This window comes from Enterococcus plantarum (genome assembly GCF_001730295.1).
Taxonomy (GTDB): Bacteria; Bacillota; Bacilli; order Lactobacillales; family Enterococcaceae; genus Enterococcus_L; species Enterococcus_L plantarum.
Map to the genome: position 1 here is coordinate 180,534 of NZ_MIKA01000045.1, position 19,505 is coordinate 200,038.

Here is a 19,505-nt window from a genome sequence, read left to right on the forward strand (position 1 = left end):
ATAGAATGAATAAGAAACTAATGATCGGTGCTTTAGCAACAGTAACTTTATTAATGGCAGCTTGTGGGAATAGCGAAGCGAATACTAAACAAGAAAGCAAATCAGGCAACAAGGCATTAGTTGTATCTACCTTTGGATTAAGTGAAGATATTGTAAAAAAAGATGTTATTGCTCCTTTCGAAAAAACAAACGATGCTAAAGTAACCTTAGAAGTCGGAAACAGCGCAGATCGTTATACAAAATTATTGAATAATCCCAATGCTGGAATCGATGTGATCGAATTAGCGCAAGCCAATGCCACACAAGGCGAAAAGGAAGGCCTCTTTGAAAAGGTAACAGAAAAAGAAGTACCAAACATTAAAGATTTAACTGCTGGAGCGAAAGAAGTCTACGAAAGTGGAGCAGGTATCCCGATCGCCGTCAATAGTGTGGGGATTGTTTACAACAAAGAAAAAGTCGGCAAAGAAATTACTAGCTGGGATGATTTATGGTCGTCTGACCTAAAAGGGAAAATTTCAGTTCCGGATATTTCTACAACAGCAGGACCATTAATGTTATACATTGCTAGTGACCATGCAGGTATTGATATTACTACCGATAAAGGCAAAGCAGCTTTTAATGCAATGAAAGAGCTAAAACCAAATGTGGTTAAGACGTATTCAAAATCATCAGATCTTGCAAATATGTTCCAATCAGGTGAGATTGACGTCGCTGTTGTCGCTGATTTTGCTGTCGATATCATTCAAGGTGCTTCAAAAGAGGCAACATACGTTGTCCCTGAAAGTGGTACGTACGCAAATTTCAACACGATCAACATACCGAAAAGCTCTAAAAATAAAGAATTAGCCTATACATTTGTTAATGAACGAATCAGCGAAGAATCGCAAAAAACAAAAGCAGTGTCATTAAATGAAGGTCCGACCAATAGTAAAGTGGTTCTTGATGAAAAACAAGCGAGCAATAAAACTTACGGTAAAGTCGCTGATCGAGCAAAAACAGTTGATTTCTCATTTATCAATGACAACCTGTCTGATTGGGTCGATCAATGGAACCGTACAATGAATCAATAAACGCGAGAAGGGCGATAAGTATGAACGTAGATATAATCATTCAAGATGTTTGGGTTTTCCAAACAGCAACACAGTCTTTTATCAAAAAAAATGTCTCTATTAAAGACGGAAAATTTCATTACATCAGTATTACAGAGATGGCTCACTTAATGCCGGAAACAATCATCAAAGCCGAGAATCAATATATGATTCCCGGCTTGATTGATGCCCACATGCACATTGAAAGTTCAATGACGACACCAACCATCTTTTCAAAAGCAGTATTACGTCATGGGGTCACCACAGTTGTGGCAGATGCGCATGAGATGGCAAATGTCTTTGGTTTAGAGGGGTTAGAGGAATTTATGAAGGCTGAAACAGAGCTTGATATTTTCCATGCGATTCCTTCTTCTGTGCCTTCGACTACACCAGAATTAGAAACGACAGGTGGCATCATTGGACTAGCTGAAGTGGCAGAATTGTTAAAAAATCCTAAGATTGTTTGTTTAGGTGAAGCGATGAATTTTAAGGGGATTGCGTATGAGCCAGAATCCTTGATTCGACAAATTATTGATTTATGTAAAAAAGAGCGACCAACAATGCCCTTAGAAGGTCATTGTCCTAAGATTTACGAAGAAGAGCTGGCAGCCTTTTTATATAGTGGTATTACCTCAGATCATACGCATCAGTTTCCAGAATCCTTAAAAGAAAAAATTGAAGCCGGTGTTTTTATCCAATTCCAAAATAAATCGATCACGTCTGAAAATATGCAAGTGATTATAGAAAATGAGTTTTATGAGTATGCCAGTATTATCACAGATGACGTAATGGCAGATGATTTGCTTCATGGCCATTTGAATGAGAACTTGAAGAAAGCCGTAAAAGCCGGTTTGCCACTTGAAAAAGCTATCTATATGACAACATACACACCTGCTAAACGTATGGGGTTTCATGATCGTGGAGAAATTGCACCAGGTCGTACAGCTGATTTTATTTTAATAAATGATTTAGAAGAGTTTTCGTTTGAGGCTGTTTATAAATCAGGAAAAAAAGTGTATGAAAAAGGAACGGGAATCGACTATCCTGAGGTGACGGAGGTATTTCCAGCTGAGTACAAAAAATCTGTCCATTGCAAACCGCTCACGGTCGCTGATTTAGTAATTAAAGTAGCAACTGATAAAGAGAGTGTTCGCTGTAACGTGATTCAAAAGCAAGAAGTCGGAACGTTTACTGAGCGAATCACAAAAGAAATTCCAGTGAAAGATGGAATTTTACAATGGCAAGAAGCAGACTGTGCTTTGTTGATCGTGATGGAAAGATATGGCAAAAATGGCAATATATCAATTTCATTGATGGATAAACCAATCAGTGAAAAAGGGGCAATTGCGACGACTTGGGCGCATGATCATCATAATGTGATGGTTATGGGAAATACGTTAGAAGATATCGTGCTAGCACAAAATGAATTGATCACGATTCAAGGCGGTTATATCGTGGTTGCAGATGGAGAAATCACTGGGAAATGCCCTCTGCCTATCGGTGGAATTCTTTCCCAAGCCCCAATTGAAGAACTAGGCGGAGACTTGCAAGAAGTCCGAGCAAGCATGCAAGCTTTGGGATACAAAAACATGAATGAGATTATGTCTTTCTCAACATTATCTCTGCCCGTCTCTCCGGCAATCAAAGTAACAGATAGGGGAATGATGAATACAAAAACACAAGAATTTTACCCTTTGATTTTCCCAGAAGATGGAGTGTTGTTGAATGAAGACACTCATTAAAGATGTTCATATTCTTTCAATGGATCACGATTTTTCAGAAGTTAAAAATGGTTTTGTACTGATCGAAGAGGAGCGGATTACTAAAATCGGCTCTCGTTCAGAACTTGACTCAATCACTATTCAAGTTGACCAAGTGATTGATGGCAAAAATGGACTGTTGATTCCTGGTTTGATCAATACGCATACCCATGCAGGCATGATTCCGTTTCGTTCATTAGGAGACGATGTACCGGATCGACTCCGCCGATTTTTATTTCCTTTAGAACAACATATGACAAAAAAATTAGTAAGAGCCAGTAGTAATTATGCGATTGCAGAAATGTTGCTGAGTGGTGTGACGACGTTTTGTGATATGTACTATTTTGAAAATGAAGTAGCTGAAAGCTGTAAAAAAATGGGGATCAGAGCACTCGTTGGTGAAACAATCATAGATATGCCGACTTGCGACAGCCAGAGTCCCTCTGGTGGCTATGAACACTGCGAAACGTTTTTAAAAAACTGGCAGAATGATCCATTAGTAACACCGATTATTGCACCACATGCGCCGAACACTAACAATCCAGAGATATTAAAAAAAATCGTTGAACTTAGTGAAAAATATAATGCACCAATCACGATGCATGTGGCTGAAATGACTTATGAAATGGCAGAATTTCAAGAAAAATATAAACAAACACCAATAGAATTTCTACAAACATTAGGGTATTTTGAACGTGATTTTATTTTAGCTCATTGTATCTTTGCGACTGAAAAAGATTTAGAAATCATTGCTAGTTCAAACGGCAAAGCCCGCGTCGCACATTGCATCGGTGCGAATACAAAGTCAGCAAAAGGGGTAGCACCTATTAAAAAAATGCTCGAAAAAAATATTGTTGTAGGTCTAGGGACAGATGGGCCTAGTAGTGGCAATACCCTAGATTTGTTTAGTCAAATGCGTCTGTTTGCTAATATGCATAAGACGCATAATCAGGATCGCGCACTTTTTCCTGCCAAAGAAATTGTTCGACTGGCAACGTTAGGTGGAGCTGAGACATTAGGGATAGCAGATCAAGTAGGTTCCATAGAAATCGGAAAAAAAGCAGATTTAACGTTGATCGAAACGGACTCTGTAAATATGTTTCCAATTTTTGATCCCTATTCAGCAATTGTATATTCCGCTAATGCCAGTAACGTGAATTCGGTTTGGGTCAATGGGCGAAAATTAGTCAGTGAGAAAAAAATGGTTGAACAAGGATTGAAAGAAATCAAAGAAACATTGTATCATGAAATGGCAAACTTCGTTGTAGAAGCCAAAAAATTATAAAAAATCAGAACAGGAAATCCAATACATTTCCTGTTCTGATTTTTTATAATTTTGACAAGTAATGTTCGATTGGTTTTTGATAATACTCCCAATCGTTCTTTCCTTCATTGAAATACTTAGCTAAAAGAAAGCCAATATAAGGTCCAGTTGTTAGTCCGGAAGAGCCTAAACCACTTGCTATGACAGCAGTAGGATTATTTGGTAAAAAATTGAAGAAAGGGGCGAAATCTGAAGTGTAGGCGCGTGTTCCTACACGATAAGTAGATTGGTATTTTTCAAAAAAAGTTGACTCTGCTAAAAAAGGTACTGTTTTTTGTTGCAATAGAGAGAAGGCTTCTTTCGTCGGAGTTAAATCAAACCCACCATCGTTTTCGTGAGTTGCGCCCACTAGAATTTGTCCTTTTTCAAAAGGGATCAAATCACTTTCGCCATCTAACATCGCAACTGGCCAACTACCGCTATCTTTGAAAGGTGTTTCAAAAGCTAAAAGTTGTCCCTTTTGTGCTCTGATATCCGTTTTAAAATCAATAGACGCTAACAATGAAGGCAAGCCAGGTCCAGTACAGAGCGCTACTGCATCGAATTGTTCAGTTTCATTAGCGATTTGGACAAGCCATTGATCATGGCGCTGACTAAGCATGGCTGTACCAGTTTTTAAGACGATCATGTTTTCTTGTGCACGTTGTCTTAAGGTTTCTAAGTAGCTAGCACCGTCTAATTTCCCACCACCTGTGATAAATAAAGCCGATTGTGCCTTCAATAAAGGTAATTTTTCTACGACCTGTTCCCTAGTCAATAATTGAATGTCACCAATTTCGGGTGCATGTTGTTTTCTTTCTTCTGCTAATTGCATCAGTGCATCAAGTTCACCATCTTTTCGAAGAATCAGAGTGCCAGTTTGTTGGTAAACGTTATTCGATAGAGAGAAGTCTTGAACTAACTTAGGATAAAAAGCGGCGCCATCTTTAGCTAGTTGATACCATTTTTTATTGCGGCGTTTTGAAAGCCAAGGTGAAATGATGCCAGCGCTTGCTTTAGTTGCTTGCCCAACGGGATTGTCATAAACTGTTACACTATATTTTGTCAAATCAATGTAGTTGGCTAAGGTCAAACCAATGATCCCGCCGCCTATAATGGCTAATTTTTTCATGAGAAACTCCTTTTTGTCCTTATAAAATCAAGTAACTCATTTTCACATAAGTTTGTAGAGGATGCAAGGGATTTTGACAGTCGAGCATGAGTAGGGATAATGGGGAACTTTTGCGAAACAAATAAATGTCAATATAAAACGTTTAGGTCCATAATGATAAGAAAGAGCTAAATGGAGGAAGAACAAATGAATGAAAAAAATCAAATGAATGTTGTAGGTTTTTTTGAAGGATTTCCAATTGAAAATGAAGCGAGTTTTATAGATGACTATAGCTCGGTTCCGATACCTGGCGCGTCAGATATCCTTATAAAAGTTAAGGCAGTATCTATAAATCCTGTCGACTCAAAATTAAGACTAACGACAAAAAAACAAAATCAATTACGTATTTTAGGATTCGATGGAGTCGGAGAAGTTGTTTCTGTTGGGGAAAAAGTGAGCAAGTTTGCTGTAGGGGATCGTGTCTTTTATGCGGGGACAACTAAACGTGCAGGTAGTAACCAAGAATTCCAATTAGTCAACGAAGGAATCGCCGCTTTAGCGCCTAGCAATTTAAAGGATGAAGAAGCAGCTTCTTTGCCTTTGACCGCTTTGACTGCTTATGAATTATTATTTGAAAAATTTGAGTTGATTCCAAAAGAAAATGCCAATAAAGGGAAATCCATTTTGGTGATTAATGGAGCGGGCGGTGTAGGATCGATTTTAACTCAACTTGCTCATTGGGCAGGAATGACTGTTTTTGCTACAGCCAGTCCCAAAAATGTTGATTGGTTAAAATCAAACGGTGTGAATCACCCTCTTGACTATCATCAGGATCTTAAACAAAGCATTGAAAAAACAGGGACTCATACTATTGACTATATTGCGGTTTTATTCAATATACAGCAGTACTTTGATACAATAGCTGAGCTGGTCACCCCTTTTGGGCACGTTGGGACAATCGTTGGATTAGATGAGAAACTAGATATCGGTATCTTAAAAAATAAATCTGTCAGTTTTGATTGGGAGTATATGTTTGCGAAAACAGATTTTGACTATAAAATCGAAACCCAAGGAGAAGCACTTGCGACAATCAGTCATCTTGCAGAAACTGGGAAAATAAGAGCGACGGTTGGGAAACTTTATGCAAATGGAATCAATGCTGCCAATCTGAAAAAAGCCACAGCTGATGTCGAGGCGGGGCATATGAGAGGGAAAGTTGTGGTTAGTGGCCCATTTAACGGAGAACCAGAAGAAAAAGGGGATTCTTGTACAGTCTAGAATAGTTAGATAATTTTAGTTTTGCAGGAGAGTAAAAGGCACAAGAGTAGTCAAAAGCATCTATCGCTTTTGTCTACTCTTGTGTTTTTTGATTACAAAATGAAATAATCATTCTGTTTTGGATATTGTTTTACTAGTTTTTATATAGTTGAATTTAAATAAAAATCTGTGTTAAATGTGGAAAATGATGAATTAAGAGTGGAATTAAAAAGGTGACAAGATTTTGGTGAGTAGCTTATAATAAAGTAAACAGTCGAATGAATGGGCTTCATAGAATCGCCCTATCTAGTTTTTAAAATAAGGAGTACACAGATGACACTAAAAGAAAAAATAATAGAGGAAAGTAAGCGCTTAGGCATCGACAAAATCGGTTTTGCCTCTGCTGAGCCTTTCTATGAATTAGAAGATTCACTGATAGAACAAAGAGAACTCGGGTATAACTCTGGGTTTGAGCATCAAGTGATAGAAGAACGAATCTACCCAGAAAAGACCTTTGAAAATCCTAAAACGATCATTTCTATCGCGTTAGCTTATCCTACTAAAATCGAAGGGAAAGTACCCAGAGACGAAAAACGAGGGATGTTTGCTAGAGCTTCATGGGGCATTGATTATCATGATGTTCTACGAGATCGTTTGTCAAAGTTGATTGCATTTATTCAATCTCAAACACAAGGTCTAGAAGAAACAGGTGAATGGCGTTTTGCACCTCAAGTTGATACTGGAGAGTTAGTTGATGTAGCTATTGCGCAACGTGCGGGTCTAGGGTTTATTGGGAGAAATGGGCTGTTGATTACCGAAGAGTTTGGTTCTTTTGTTTATTTAGGCGAAATCGTAACCAATATCGATTTTGAAGTAGATGAGCCGATTCCTTTTGGTTGCGGGGATTGTACTCGTTGTGTGACAGCTTGCCCCACGCAAGCACTTTTAGGGAATGGTAGTATGAATGCTAAAAAGTGTTTATCTTATCAAACACAAACCAAAGATATGATGCCAGAAGAATATCGTAGAAAAATGCATAATGTAATTTATGGCTGTGATATTTGTCAGTTGGTCTGCCCTTATAACAGAGGGAAAGATTTTCATTTTCATAAAGAAATGGAACCCGAAGTCGATACGGTGTATCCAAAGTTAAAACCAATGCTGAGTCTGTCCAATAAAGAATTTAAAACACAATTCGGACATTTATCGGGCTCTTGGAGAGGGAAAAAACCGTTACAACGAAATGCGTTGATTGCATTAGCTAACTTAGGTGACCGCAGTGCATTACCCGACATCGTCGTTTGCGCAAAAGAAGATGTCCGTCCTGTTATCAGAGGTACAGCTGCTTGGGCAATCGGCAAATTAGGCAATAAAGAAGCGGAAAAATGGGTTGATTTTTTAACTGAGTTGCTAGAGGTAGAAACAGAGGAAGAAGTCCTTATAGAAATAAAGAATGCGATCAAACAATTAGAAAAGACATAAAGAAAAAGGTGTGAGACAAAAGTAAAAATCACTTTTGTTTCACACCCTAAATACAAATAAACGCTTCTATTCCAGTCTTTTCTTGATAGTTAACTAATAAGTTTAAGCTTTAACAGCTTCTTTAGGTTCGCGGCCTAAAATAGCTTGTAAGACTGTTAAGACGCCATATGAAGCTAAAATTGTGTAAATCAAGCTTGAATAAGTTGTAATCTCGAAATCCCACGTTTTGTAAATAACTAAAACAATTGCTAAAACAATAGCTGCAAGAACGTTGAAGAATGCAAAAGCCCATAAATTTCCGTTTTCTTTACGTGAAAGATAATAGATCGAAAACCATAAACTTAATACGCCCCAAGCGATGCAGACCAAAATTGCTGCCCAATAAATAATAAATGCTACCACGAATTTTCACCTCACTTTTATACATTAAGTATTCTATCACGTTCTCTTTTGTTTGTCATGAAAAGACAGTGAAAAACCTAACATTCTTAAAAGCTTCTCACATGGTTTTTATTACATATAAATAGTATTCCAAGTTGTACAGCATAGAGTCTTTCTTTTGATTTTATATGAATATTTTTTCTTTCTACTCCTCATTTACGTTATACTATATCTATTAGGAGATGAATGTATGCAAACGATTGATAAGAAAAAGGCTGCAACTCTGATTGAGCAAGCTGAAACAATCACATTCTTAACAGGTGCAGGTGTTTCGACTGCTTCTGGTGTACCCGATTATCGCTCACTATCTGGACTATATCAAGGGGTTGAACAACCTGAATATTTGCTAAGCCATTCATGTATGATTGAAGAACCAGAAAAATTTTATTCATTTATACAAACGCTGTACCATCCGAAAGCAAAACCAAATATGATCCATTTAAAAATGGCAGAATTAGGACGAATAAAAGATACCTGGGTCATCTCTCAAAATATCGATGGACTACATGCCGCTGCTGGAACGAAACATTTGGTCAACTTTCATGGAGATTTGTATGACTGCTATTGCAGAAAATGCGGACAAAACGTTTCAGCTAAAACGTATCTACTGTCTGATTGTCATGATCGATGTGGCGGTCAAATTCGTCCAAATATCGTATTATATGAGGAAGGATTAGAAGAAAGAGCAATTGAATTATCTATCGAAGCAGTCGCTAAGGCGGATTTAGTTGTTATTGTAGGAACTACTTTTCAAGTACATCCATTTTGTGACTTGATTCATTATGCAGCAAACACCGCCAAAATTTTGGTAATCAACCAAACAGCGATTCAATTAAATAGAGATGCTTACTTTTTTAAACAAGACGCGGCAAGCGTTTTTGAAACTATTTTATAGAGGAGTTTTTTTATGGAAGAAATCAAATCAGAACGACAAAAAATGATCGATGGCGAACTTTATTTTGCAGGAGATCCAGAATTAGCAACGGCACGCAAGTTTGCTAGGGAGCAAATGAAACTGATCAATGGAGAAGAAGATCGACAAATTCGTCGTCAGTTAGTGGAAGAAACATTTGGCACTACTGGAACAGGTAGCTACATTGAACCGTCAATCAGTTTCGATTATGGCTTTAATATTCATGTCGGAAAAAATTTCTATGCTAATTTCAACAGTATTTTTCTAGATATATGTCCAATTACAATTGGTGACAACTGTATGTTTGGGCCGAATGTTCAATTATACGCAGCGACACATCCATTGCATCCGGTTAAACGAAATAGTGGTTTGGAATATGGTAAACCCATCACAATCGGAGATAATGTTTGGCTTGGTGGAGGGGTTGTGATCACGCCAGGAGTAACATTAGGGGATAATATGGTAGTTGCGGCAGGCGCAGTCGTAACAAAATCTTTTCCAGCTAATTGTGTGATCGGTGGAAATCCTGCGAAAATCATCAAAGAAATCGAATTGGATGAAAAACGTACACCGTTAACTGTTCAACGGGATAAAATCAATGCTTTGGATAAACAAATCGTTGCTTTATTAGAGGAACGAATGAATGTAGTCAAAGCAATTGCTACGATCAAAAAAACATCGGATCAACCCGTACTAGACTCTTCAAGAGAACAAGAAGTTTTAGCAAAAATAGACACATATATTGAAAATGACCAATACAAGGAAACCATCAAAGAAACCTATCAAGAGATTATGGATGCTTCAAAACGGTTTCAACAAAAGCAACTAGATTAGTAAGCGACAGGAGGAAATTGGATGGAGGGTATTAAAAGACGAGAAGCAATCTTACTCGAATTAGAATCAGCAGATAAACCAATGAGTGCCAGTCGTTTTGCAAAAGAATTCAAGGTCAGCCGCCAAATTATAGTTGGAGATGTGGCACTCTTGAGAGCCGCAGGATACGAAATTATCGCAACAGCAAGAGGTTATTTGCTTGAGTCTGAAAAAGACAAGCAAGGGGTTACCCGAAAAATAGCTTGCCAACATACGCCAGAGCAAACTGAAGACGAACTGCTAACGATTGTTTCATTGGGTGGTGAAGTGTTAGATGTGGTGGTGGAACATCCGATTTATGGTGAATTAACAGGAGGGCTGCATATTCACACGGAAAAAGAAGTGACTGAGTTTGTCAAAAGCTATAAAAAAAACAGTGCTTCATTATTATCTGAGCTGACGAGTGGCATTCACTTGCACACGATTCGTTGTGAAGATGAAGAAGCACATAATCACATCAAAAAAGCATTAGCGCAAAAAGGATTTTTGTATAAGGAATAACAACGTAACATTCAGTTCGTGCTTGTTTTATTCGAGTGAGCGTTTTGTCAAGAACATGCAAGGAGGCAGTAAGAAATATGAAAAAACAGATAATAATTGGTTTGGGATTGTTTGTATTATTAGCCGGATGCGCAAATGGCAAAATGAAAGAAGTTGCCAGTAGTTCAACTGAAGAAAACAATCAGAGCAACAGTTCGATTACTCAAACGACATCACCGCATACAAGTAATTCTACACTATCTACAACTAGAAACTCATCAGAAGCGTGGAGTTCAAAAGAAACGTCAACATCTGGCGGAGACAAAGAATATTCATATGAAGTATCGTTGGATAGAATAAAAGCAGTGGATGTTTTTACACGAAATGGAATGAATATTCCTCAGATGATCGAATTGTCATTTAAAGAGGCTCCTCAAGGAATAGCTGCCTTTATCATTAAGGGATCAGAACGAGATTCTGTGACAAGCTATGAACTTTCTTATCAGCTAATTGCCACAAAAACAATCCGTGTTTTTTCAGCAGAAACGAATGAAATACGGACTGTACATGTAAATACAGAGTTAGTAATGGGGGAGTTACTTTCCGGTGATCAAGGTCGCGATATGTCCGGTAATCTATATGTTTTTGTGAATAAAAGTGGTAGCTTATCGTTAGCCACACCGAATTATGCTGGAAATGTTGAAGAAAAAGACGCCGATGTGATGTTAGAATATTTACCGAGGTAAGTAGAGAAAATAAAAAGCTTTATCAGAGATCACAACGAAATCTGATAAAGCTTTTTACTCATTTTTTTAATTATTTTCTGCTTCAAATTTCTCGAAAGCTGATTTGATAACGTCTTTAAGAGCATTAGCAGAAGCATTCATTCGATCCATTTCAGAATCTGTCAATGGAATTTCAATCACTTGTTTGATTCCTTGACGATTGATTACAGCCGGTGCACCAATGTAAATATCATTTTGGCCATATTCACCATCTAAGTAAACAGAAAGTGGGAAGACAGAATCTTCATCGTCTAAAATGGCTTTTGTTATTCGAGCTAAAGCAGCTGCGATTCCGTAGAATGTTGCACCTTTTTTCTCGATGATTGAATACGCAGCATCTCGTACATTAAAGAACAGGTTGACCATTGCTTCCTCATCTACATCCGGGTTATTTTTGACCCACTCATAAATTTGCAAGCCGGCAACGTTGGCGTGAGACCAAACTGGAAATTCAGTGTCGCCATGTTCACCTAAAATATAAGCATGGACATTACGAGCATCAACATCCACTAATTCAGCAATTGCTTGACGGAAACGTGCTGAGTCAAGAGATGTTCCTGAACCGATAACGCGTTCTTTTGGAAATCCAGAGAATTTCCATGTAGAATAAGTTAAAATATCAACTGGATTTGCTGCGACTAAGAAAATACCGCTAAAACCTGAATCAACGATCGCAGTGACGATTTGTTTGTTGATTTTTAAGTTTTTATGAACGAGATCGATTCTTGTTTCACCTGGTTTTTGTGCCGCTCCTGCTGTTAATACGACAAGATCAGCATCATGGCAATCATCATAAGTAGCAGCATAAATCTTTTTAGGAGAAGTAAAGGCTAGTGCATGTGATAAATCTGCTGCATCGCCTTCCGTTTTCTTTGTATCTATATCAATAATACCAACTTCTTGAGCAATATTTTGAGTGACTAAGGCAAAAGCATAGCTTGATCCGACAGCGCCATCTCCAACTAAAATTACTTTTTGGTGGTCTTTGTTTCCTACTGCTGCAGTCATGTGTATCATTCCTTTCAGATAATTGTTTTATCACTATGATATTACCATCGTTTGTGAGGTTTGTCACGTTTTTTGTTTATATAAAATAATACAGTTTCAAGGGGTGTTTCATAAGAAAACTCTTTCATGTGCGGTATTTCACTATTTGTTGGTTTTATCATTTTTTTAATTTTCTAAGCTATAAATGGAGCTTACGGCTTTTTTAAGAATTTAAATGAGCCGGTAATTGCTTGTTTTATGGTATAATTATAAAAAAACTGGGCAAGGAATTCTCCTGCCCAGATATTTTGTGTTGGACAACGAATACAGGGTGGTAAAATAGCACCTTTTATTAAGGAGAATATAGATAGATGAAAATGATTGTCGGATTAGGTAATCCAGGAAGTAAGTATCAAGAAACAAAGCATAATATTGGATTTATTACAGTTGATGAAATTGCGCAACGCAACAATGCACCCTTTAATAGAAGTCAATTTGAAGCGGATATCGCTGAATTTTTTATAGGAACAGAAAAAATCATGTTAGTCAAACCTCTTACATTTATGAATGAGTCTGGTCGTTCAGTCGGACCCTTGATGACCTATTATGGTGTAGAAGAAGCGGACTTGATCGTTATTTATGATGACTTAGATTTAGAAATCGGTAAAATTCGTTTACGTGAGAAAGGTAGTGCTGGTGGACATAACGGCATTAAAAGTTTGATTTCTCATTTAGGCACGAATGTGTTTCCAAGAATCAAGATCGGTATTGGACGCCCTATCGGTAGTAATACAGTTGTTCATCATGTATTGACCGGTTTTCCTAAAGAAAAACACGAAGAGATTTTAATAGCAGTGAAAACTGCGGCAGATGCAGCAATTTACGCTTGTGAAGGCCATACATTTGTTGATACGATGAATCAATTTAATGGAAAATAAGCAAAATAGAAAGTATAAAAGGAGGAGCCAGTTTTGAACATCATTGAACGAATTGGTGCAAGTGAGCTAGCCCAAGAGTGGCAAAATCAACTAACTAAAAACACACGCCAGTTGATTACAGGGCTAGCCGGCTCTGCTAAAACATTAGTCATGACGAGTGGCTATAAAGAAAAAAATAAAAAAATCATCGTAGCTGTTCCTAATCTTTATTATGGTAATCAGCTAGTTGAAGATTTTCGTAATATTTTATCAGATGAAGAAGTCTATATTTTTCCTGTAGATGAAGTTTTGTCTGCGGAAATGGCTTTTTCTTCCCCAGAAGCGAGAGCGGAAAGAGTTGCGGCTCTTAATTTTCTTTTAACGGATCAAGCGGGGATTGTTGTTGTTCCCGTAGCAGGTCTAAGGAAATATTTACCGAGTAAACAAACATGGGAACAAGCGCAGCTTCATTGGGAGATTGGCGGGGAAATTGAACTAAGTACATTAGCACAACAACTAGTTTTGATGGGCTATGAGCGTCAATCTTTAGTTGGAAAACCAGGCGATTTTAGTATTCGGGGCAGTATCGTCGATGTTTATCCGTTGAATTCTGAATACCCTGTAAGAGCAGAATTATTCGATATTGAAATCGATTCTCTCCGTTATTTTGAAGCAGATACCCAACGTTCAGTGGGGGCGATTGAATCGGTGACACTTTCACCAATGACGGATTTAGTATTTTCAAATGAAGACTTGATCTATGGCGAAAAACAACTAACTAACGCATTAGAAAAAAGAATTGCGATAGCCAAAGATACCGCTGAAAAAGAGTTTCTTCAAGATTATTTTGGCCAGTTGGCGACTTCTTGGAGCCAAGGAATTCCAACTGATACAGCTCATTACTATACTGATTTTTTATATGAAACAAAAACAACTTTATTGGATTATATACCAGAAGATAGTTTCGTTTTTATTGACGATTATGCGCGGATCTTAGAAGCAGAACGTGAAATCATTCGTGAAGAAAGTGAATGGCAAGTCTTAAAGCTAGAAGAAATGCGTGTCTTTCCTGAGCAAACTTTTGGACTAGAATTTCACGAGCAAGTAAGGAAAATGACTTTTGCGACAACATTTTTTTCGTTGTTCCAAAAAGGAATGGGAAACCTGCGTTTTCAAGCGGTTCATAATTTTCAGTATCGCTCGATGCAGCAATTTTTCGGTCAAATGCCATTACTAAAAACCGAAATGGATCGCTGGCAAAAACAGGATCAGACGGTTGTGGTTTTTGTGCCGACTAGAGAACGGAGTCAAAAAGTCGAAGAACTGTTTCGGGATTTTGATATTTCCAGTGTGACCGCTTCTGCTGATAAATTAATAGAAGGAAAAATTCAAATCGTAGAAGGTTCTTTGCAGTCAGGGTTTGAATTACCTGTCGAAAAAATCGTTGCCATCACTGAAAAAGAAATTTTCCATACTACGACGAAAAAACGAGCACGACGCCAAACCGTTTCCAATGCAGAACGCTTAAAAAGTTATAGTGATTTAAAAAATGGTGACTATGTTGTGCATGCGAATCATGGTATCGGTAAATATATTGGGATGCAAACGTTAGAAGTTGATGGTGTTCATCAAGATTACATCACGATTTTATATCAAAATGATGATAAGTTATTTATCCCAGTTACTCAATTAAACTTGATTCAAAAATTCGTTGCATCCGAAGCGAAATCACCAAAAGTCAATAAATTAGGTGGTAGCGAATGGAGTAAAACCAAACGCAAAGTTTCTTCTAAAATCGAAGATATCGCAGACGATCTGATTCAACTATACGCTTCAAGAGAATCCGAGAAAGGATATGCTTTTCCACCTGACGATGCTTATCAAAAAGAATTTGAAGATGCCTTTCCATATAGTGAAACAGACGACCAATTACGCAGTACAGCTGAGATCAAACATGATATGGAAAAAACTCGACCGATGGATCGATTGCTGGTTGGGGATGTTGGATACGGAAAAACAGAAGTCGCTTTGCGTGCTGCATTCAAAGCAATCAATAATAATAAACAAGTCGCTTTTCTCGTTCCTACAACAATTTTAGCACAGCAGCACTACGAGACGATGTTGGATCGGTTTGAAGGGTTTCCGGTGGAAGTCGGCTTATTGAGTCGATTTAGAACGAAGAAACAACAAAATGAAACAATCGAAAAAATCAAACATGGACAAGTGGATATTGTTGTTGGAACGCACCGTTTACTTTCGCAAGATGTGAAGTTTAGTGATCTTGGACTTTTAGTGATCGATGAAGAACAACGCTTCGGTGTAAAACACAAAGAACGTTTGAAACAATTAAGAGCACAAGTGGATGTGTTAACCCTAACTGCAACACCGATTCCTAGAACATTGCATATGTCGATGCTAGGCGTTCGAGATCTTTCAGTTATTGAAACGCCACCAGAAAATCGTTATCCGATCCAAACATATGTCATGGAGAATAATCCAGGCGCGATTCGAGAAGCAATCGAACGTGAAATGGCGCGTGATGGACAAGTGTTTTACTTGTACAATCGCGTGGATACCATTGAACAAAAAGTTGAAGAAATTCAAGCGTTAGTTCCAGATGCTAGAATTGCGTACGCACATGGTCAAATGACCGAAGTTCAGCTTGAAAATACTCTGTTTGACTTTATTGAACGCCAATATGACGTGTTGGTTACGACAACGATCATCGAAACCGGTGTAGATATTCCAAATGCGAACACTTTATTTGTGGAAAATGCCGATTATATGGGCTTATCTACACTTTATCAATTGCGTGGTAGAGTCGGACGAAGCAATCGAGTAGCATATGCTTATTTTATGTATGAGCAACAAAAAATATTAAATGAAGTTAGTGAAAAACGATTAGAAGCAATCAAAGATTTTACTGAACTTGGTTCTGGGTTTAAAATTGCGATGCGAGATTTGTCGATTCGAGGTGCTGGAAATCTCTTAGGCGCCCAACAACATGGCTTTATTGATTCTGTTGGATTTGACATGTATTCACAAATGCTTTCAGAAGCAGTTGCACGTAAACAAGGGAAAAATATTCAAGATCAAAAAACATCTGTGGAAATTGATTTAGGAATTGATGCTTACTTACCAACGACTTATATTTCGGATGAACGTCAAAAAATTGAAATCTATAAACGAATTCGTCAGTTGGAAAATATGGACATGTATGATGAGTTGGAAGCAGATTTACTCGATCGTTTTGGTGAGTATCCAGATGAGGTAGCTCATTTACTAACGACGGGACAAATCAAAATGGATGGAGATCGAGCATTAGTAGAAACAATTCGTAAGAGACAACAAGAAATTACGTTTACGTTGAGTAAAATTGGCACAAAAACATACAATGTAGAACAAATTTTTGAAGCCTTGTCACACACGCAGCTAAAAGCAGATCTTGCAGTAGACAATGAGAAAATGGCGGTTCGTTTAAAAGTGCCTAAAGACATGAAAGAAGCAATTTGGCTACAAGAAGTAGCACTATTTACAAGTGCTTTAAGGCAAGAGAAGTATAAGACTGTAGCAGTTGAGGCAGAGTAAAACAATGAGCTGCGAGGGCAAGCTCTTTGGGAAAAATAGAATGTGAAAAAGACGTCACAGTCCAAGTTCTATTTCCCGCTCAGAGCTAAATGAGCCTGTTACGCTTTTAAAATAGGAGGTCAACGAATGGCACACAAAGAAATGCGGTCGATGATGCAAGGTGCAGCTATTTTGACGATTGCATCGTTTATTGCCAAAGTACTGAGTGCGGTTTACAGAGTACCTTATCAAAATTTGGTTGGGGACGAAGGTTTCTATGTTTATCAGCAAGTTTACCCAATCTATGGCATTGCGATGACCTTAGGGTTATCTGGACTGCCGCAATTTATTTCAAAAATTGTCGCAGAGCAACCAGATATCAGCAAGCAAAAGAAAATGTTACAACAGCTTTTTCCATTTGTTTTTGTTATTGCGAGTTTGTGTTGGGCGTTTTTCTTTTTGGGAAGTCATGAAATTGCTTTTATGATGGGGGATCATCGATTAGCCTCTTTGATCCAAGTTGTTTCGTTTACATTCTTATTAGTTCCAATACTGTCTTTTTATCGTGGAAATTTCCAGGGGCATTTACTGATGGTTCCAAGCGCCGTTTCACAAGTAACAGAACAAATTGTTCGAGTCGGCGTGATTTTGATTGCAGCGTATTCATTTAGCCGCTTTGGCTGGTCGGTCTATCAGACGGGGACCATTGCAATGGGTGGTGCGTTGTTTGGTGGCATCGTTGCTGTAGGGATTTTATGGTATTATGACAGGAAAATACGGGTAGGAAGTTCGGCGTATCTTACGCAATGGAAAGTTGAAAAAGGTTCTGGGAAATTGTTTGGTCGTTTGGTCATCGAAGGTGGAATTGTATCCTTATATAGTGCCTATTTGATTTTCTACCAATTGATCGATTCTTTTTTAGTCAAAAATTCTTTAGTAGCTGCTGGAATCAGCGATGCTGCTGCGAAAGTTGATAAAGGAGTCTATGATCGTGGACAGCCACTGGTTCAACTAGGTTTAGTTGTGGCACTAGCCTTAAGCTCGAGTTTTCTACCAGCGTTGACAAAATATTTTATGAGCCAAGAAAAGACTCGATTTTTACAAGTCGCTAAACTATTTTTACGTTTAACTACAACGGTTGCTACAGCAGCTTCGATAGGATTAGCCTTGTTGTTGCCATATATAAATTTCGCTTTATTTAAAGATTACAAAGGGAATGGCGTGTTAGGCGTGTATGTTTGTTCGATTGCATTTATGGCAGTCATTCAAGCTTATCAGAGTATTTTACAAAGCCGCAATCAATTTATGACATCGATAGTTTCAGCAGGGATAGGGTTGTTAGTCAAGCTATTTTTAACAAGTTCTTTGACCTATAAATGGGGGACGCTAGGAGCAAGTGTTTCAACAATCGCAGGTTTAATTGCGACCTTATGTTTACTGATCCTATTTTCAAAAAATGAAATCAATCGTTTTATTGTAGAAAATCACTTCTTCCGAAAATTAACAGCGAGTATTGGAACAATGGGGATTGTATTGCTCTGTTACCAAGGAGTTATTGCACTCTTATTAGGGAACATTGAGCATCGTGGACAAGCGTTGATCATCGCCATCGTGGGTGTTTTGATCGGCGGCGCTACATTTATTTTTATGATTATTAAAATACGGTTATTTACAACACGGGAATGGCTAACATTACCGTTTGGAGCGAAAATATTGAGAATGAAGAGGTAAAAATTATGCGCTTAGACAAATTTTTAAAAGTTTCACGTATTATTAAAAGAAGACCTGTAGCGAAAGAAGTTGCAGATAAAGGTCGGATTCAAATCAATGGAATCTTAGCAAAATCATCAAGTAACGTAAAAATTGGTGATCAAGTAAAGATACAATTTGGTAATAAAATCTTAGAAATCGAAGTCCTTGAACTCCGCGATTCGACGAAAAAAGAAGATGCGGAAAAGATGTATCAGATTATTTCAGAGAAAAGAGTCGAAAATAGTGACAATTTAGATTAGACAAGCCTCTTAGATGTTGGTATAATAAGACAGACAAACCAAAAAACGAGTGGAGCGGAAAACATGGGCAATAAGAAAAAAGACATGGAGAAAGTTGCTGCATTAGATAATGAGTATACCAAAGAACAGTATGCCGAGTTTCAAAAACAGCAAAAGCAGTTGATTTTCAGGCGCCGACGTCTGGCAGTAGTTTTTCTCGTGGCGTTTGTGATTTTTATCGTTTCAGGCATCCAGCTAATGAAGGACTATCAACAATTGAGTGCTTTCAAAAAGCAGCAGACAGAAGCTGTAGCTGAATCGGCAGAAGCCGATAAGAAGTTAAAGCGTTTAGAACAGGACGTTGCTCTTCTAAGAGATGAGGATTATGTGGCGAAGTTGGCTCGTAGTCGGTATTATGTCTCTAAAGAAGGCGAACAAATTTACAACATTCCAGAGTTAGGCGGAACGACTAGCTCCAGTAATGAACAAAAAGCATCAGATAGTCAATCACAGTCTCATTCATCTGAAAAACAATCAGGCGAATAGCTGC

17 protein-coding genes are annotated in these 19,505 nt (G+C 37.9%); 14 read left to right on the forward strand and 3 right to left on the reverse strand.

Translation table 11 applies throughout. The features are described from left to right. Positions 1-5: 5 nt before the first annotated feature. Genes BCR22_RS11785 through BCR22_RS11795 form a run of 3 tightly spaced genes read left to right on the forward strand, consistent with a single transcriptional unit; the run spans position 6 to position 4,133 of the window. Positions 6-1,070 carry an ABC transporter substrate-binding protein gene (locus tag BCR22_RS11785; RefSeq protein WP_069655077.1) on the forward strand — a complete coding sequence of 355 codons (1,065 nt, stop codon included), beginning with the start codon at positions 6-8 and terminating at the stop codon, positions 1,068-1,070. After that, a complete protein-coding gene (locus BCR22_RS11790) occupies positions 1,046-2,830 on the forward strand; it encodes an adenine deaminase (RefSeq protein WP_205634369.1) in 1,785 nt (594 codons plus the stop codon). Before BCR22_RS11785 ends, BCR22_RS11790 begins: the two co-directional genes overlap by 25 nt. Continuing rightward, a complete protein-coding gene (locus BCR22_RS11795; RefSeq protein ID WP_069655079.1) occupies positions 2,814-4,133 on the forward strand; it encodes an amidohydrolase in 1,320 nt (439 codons plus the stop codon). Before BCR22_RS11790 ends, BCR22_RS11795 begins: the two co-directional genes overlap by 17 nt. Positions 4,134-4,176: 43 nt before the next feature. Here BCR22_RS11795 and BCR22_RS11800 read toward each other — a convergent pair whose 3' ends face one another. Next, a complete protein-coding gene (locus tag BCR22_RS11800) occupies positions 4,177-5,283 on the reverse strand; it encodes an NAD(P)/FAD-dependent oxidoreductase (protein ID WP_069655080.1) in 1,107 nt (368 codons plus the stop codon). Between the two features lie 186 nt (positions 5,284-5,469). Here BCR22_RS11800 and BCR22_RS11805 point away from each other — a divergent pair, with 186 nt between their 5' ends. After that, positions 5,470-6,540 carry a zinc-binding alcohol dehydrogenase family protein gene (locus tag BCR22_RS11805; protein WP_069655081.1) on the forward strand — a complete coding sequence of 357 codons (1,071 nt, stop codon included), beginning with the start codon at positions 5,470-5,472 and terminating at the stop codon, positions 6,538-6,540. Between the two features lie 312 nt (positions 6,541-6,852). Beyond that, positions 6,853-8,001 (forward strand): tRNA epoxyqueuosine(34) reductase QueG, encoded by a 1,149-nt coding sequence (gene queG / locus BCR22_RS11810; RefSeq protein ID WP_069655082.1) that lies wholly within the window; start codon positions 6,853-6,855, stop codon positions 7,999-8,001. A gap of 102 nt (positions 8,002-8,103) precedes the next feature. On the opposite strand, the gene BCR22_RS11815 is transcribed toward queG, so the two are convergent. Further along, positions 8,104-8,403, reverse strand: a complete 300-nt coding sequence (locus BCR22_RS11815) for a hypothetical protein (RefSeq protein WP_069655083.1) — start codon at positions 8,401-8,403, stop codon at positions 8,104-8,106. A 229-nt stretch (positions 8,404-8,632) separates the two neighbouring features. On the opposite strand from BCR22_RS11815, the gene BCR22_RS11820 reads away from it, so the two are divergent. The 4 genes from BCR22_RS11820 (at position 8,633) to BCR22_RS11835 (ending at position 11,454) form a co-directional block, all read left to right on the forward strand. Continuing rightward, positions 8,633-9,337: an NAD-dependent protein deacylase gene (locus BCR22_RS11820; RefSeq protein WP_069655084.1), complete on the forward strand. Its 705-nt coding sequence runs from the start codon at positions 8,633-8,635 to the stop codon at positions 9,335-9,337. A gap of 12 nt (positions 9,338-9,349) precedes the next feature. Further along, positions 9,350-10,189 (forward strand): chorismate mutase, encoded by an 840-nt coding sequence (locus BCR22_RS11825; RefSeq protein WP_069655085.1) that lies wholly within the window; start codon positions 9,350-9,352, stop codon positions 10,187-10,189. A gap of 21 nt (positions 10,190-10,210) precedes the next feature. Further along, on the forward strand, positions 10,211-10,729 hold the full coding sequence (locus tag BCR22_RS11830; RefSeq protein WP_069655086.1) for a transcription repressor NadR: 519 nt from the start codon (positions 10,211-10,213) through the stop codon (positions 10,727-10,729). Between the two features lie 77 nt (positions 10,730-10,806). Continuing rightward, the gene (locus tag BCR22_RS11835; RefSeq protein ID WP_069655087.1) at positions 10,807-11,454 is read left to right on the forward strand and encodes a hypothetical protein; all 648 of its coding nucleotides are present in this window, start codon (positions 10,807-10,809) and stop codon (positions 11,452-11,454) included. A 66-nt stretch (positions 11,455-11,520) separates the two neighbouring features. Here the strand turns inward: BCR22_RS11835 and BCR22_RS11840 are convergent, their stop codons facing one another. Next, positions 11,521-12,501, reverse strand: a complete 981-nt coding sequence (locus BCR22_RS11840) for an L-lactate dehydrogenase (protein ID WP_069655088.1) — start codon at positions 12,499-12,501, stop codon at positions 11,521-11,523. Between the two features lie 350 nt (positions 12,502-12,851). Between BCR22_RS11840 and pth the strand changes: the two genes are divergently transcribed. From pth to BCR22_RS11865, 5 genes are all read left to right on the forward strand, one after another. After that, positions 12,852-13,418: an aminoacyl-tRNA hydrolase gene (pth, locus tag BCR22_RS11845; protein ID WP_069655089.1), complete on the forward strand. Its 567-nt coding sequence runs from the start codon at positions 12,852-12,854 to the stop codon at positions 13,416-13,418. Positions 13,419-13,451: 33 nt separating this feature from the next. Beyond that, on the forward strand, positions 13,452-16,985 hold the full coding sequence (mfd, locus tag BCR22_RS11850; RefSeq protein WP_069655090.1) for a transcription-repair coupling factor: 3,534 nt from the start codon (positions 13,452-13,454) through the stop codon (positions 16,983-16,985). A gap of 126 nt (positions 16,986-17,111) precedes the next feature. Then, a complete protein-coding gene (locus BCR22_RS11855) occupies positions 17,112-18,695 on the forward strand; it encodes a putative polysaccharide biosynthesis protein (RefSeq protein ID WP_069655091.1) in 1,584 nt (527 codons plus the stop codon). 5 nt (positions 18,696-18,700) lie between these two features. Next, complete coding sequence (locus BCR22_RS11860; protein WP_010763793.1) at positions 18,701-18,976, forward strand: RNA-binding S4 domain-containing protein; 276 nt, start codon at positions 18,701-18,703, stop codon at positions 18,974-18,976. Between the two features lie 63 nt (positions 18,977-19,039). Beyond that, complete coding sequence (locus tag BCR22_RS11865) at positions 19,040-19,501, forward strand: FtsB family cell division protein (protein WP_069655092.1); 462 nt, start codon at positions 19,040-19,042, stop codon at positions 19,499-19,501. The last annotated feature ends 4 nt before the right edge of the window (positions 19,502-19,505 follow it).

What these genes read in the sequence shown, in the direction of transcription:
- BCR22_RS11785 (WP_069655077.1), top strand. Translation starts at nt 6, where the DNA reads ATGAATAAGAAACTAATGATCGGTGCTTTAGCAACAGTAACTTTATTA.
- BCR22_RS11790 (WP_205634369.1), top strand. Translation starts at nt 1,046, where the DNA reads ATGGAACCGTACAATGAATCAATAAACGCGAGAAGGGCGATAAGTATG.
- BCR22_RS11795 (WP_069655079.1), top strand. Translation starts at nt 2,814, where the DNA reads ATGAAGACACTCATTAAAGATGTTCATATTCTTTCAATGGATCACGAT.
- BCR22_RS11800 (WP_069655080.1), bottom strand. Translation starts at nt 5,283, where the DNA reads ATGAAAAAATTAGCCATTATAGGCGGCGGGATCATTGGTTTGACCTTA.
- BCR22_RS11805 (WP_069655081.1), top strand. Translation starts at nt 5,470, where the DNA reads ATGAATGAAAAAAATCAAATGAATGTTGTAGGTTTTTTTGAAGGATTT.
- queG (WP_069655082.1), top strand. Translation starts at nt 6,853, where the DNA reads ATGACACTAAAAGAAAAAATAATAGAGGAAAGTAAGCGCTTAGGCATC.
- BCR22_RS11820 (WP_069655084.1), top strand. Translation starts at nt 8,633, where the DNA reads ATGCAAACGATTGATAAGAAAAAGGCTGCAACTCTGATTGAGCAAGCT.
- BCR22_RS11825 (WP_069655085.1), top strand. Translation starts at nt 9,350, where the DNA reads ATGGAAGAAATCAAATCAGAACGACAAAAAATGATCGATGGCGAACTT.
- BCR22_RS11830 (WP_069655086.1), top strand. Translation starts at nt 10,211, where the DNA reads ATGGAGGGTATTAAAAGACGAGAAGCAATCTTACTCGAATTAGAATCA.
- BCR22_RS11835 (WP_069655087.1), top strand. Translation starts at nt 10,807, where the DNA reads ATGAAAAAACAGATAATAATTGGTTTGGGATTGTTTGTATTATTAGCC.
- BCR22_RS11840 (WP_069655088.1), bottom strand. Translation starts at nt 12,501, where the DNA reads ATGACTGCAGCAGTAGGAAACAAAGACCACCAAAAAGTAATTTTAGTT.
- pth (WP_069655089.1), top strand. Translation starts at nt 12,852, where the DNA reads ATGAAAATGATTGTCGGATTAGGTAATCCAGGAAGTAAGTATCAAGAA.
- BCR22_RS11855 (WP_069655091.1), top strand. Translation starts at nt 17,112, where the DNA reads ATGGCACACAAAGAAATGCGGTCGATGATGCAAGGTGCAGCTATTTTG.
- BCR22_RS11860 (WP_010763793.1), top strand. Translation starts at nt 18,701, where the DNA reads ATGCGCTTAGACAAATTTTTAAAAGTTTCACGTATTATTAAAAGAAGA.
- BCR22_RS11865 (WP_069655092.1), top strand. Translation starts at nt 19,040, where the DNA reads ATGGGCAATAAGAAAAAAGACATGGAGAAAGTTGCTGCATTAGATAAT.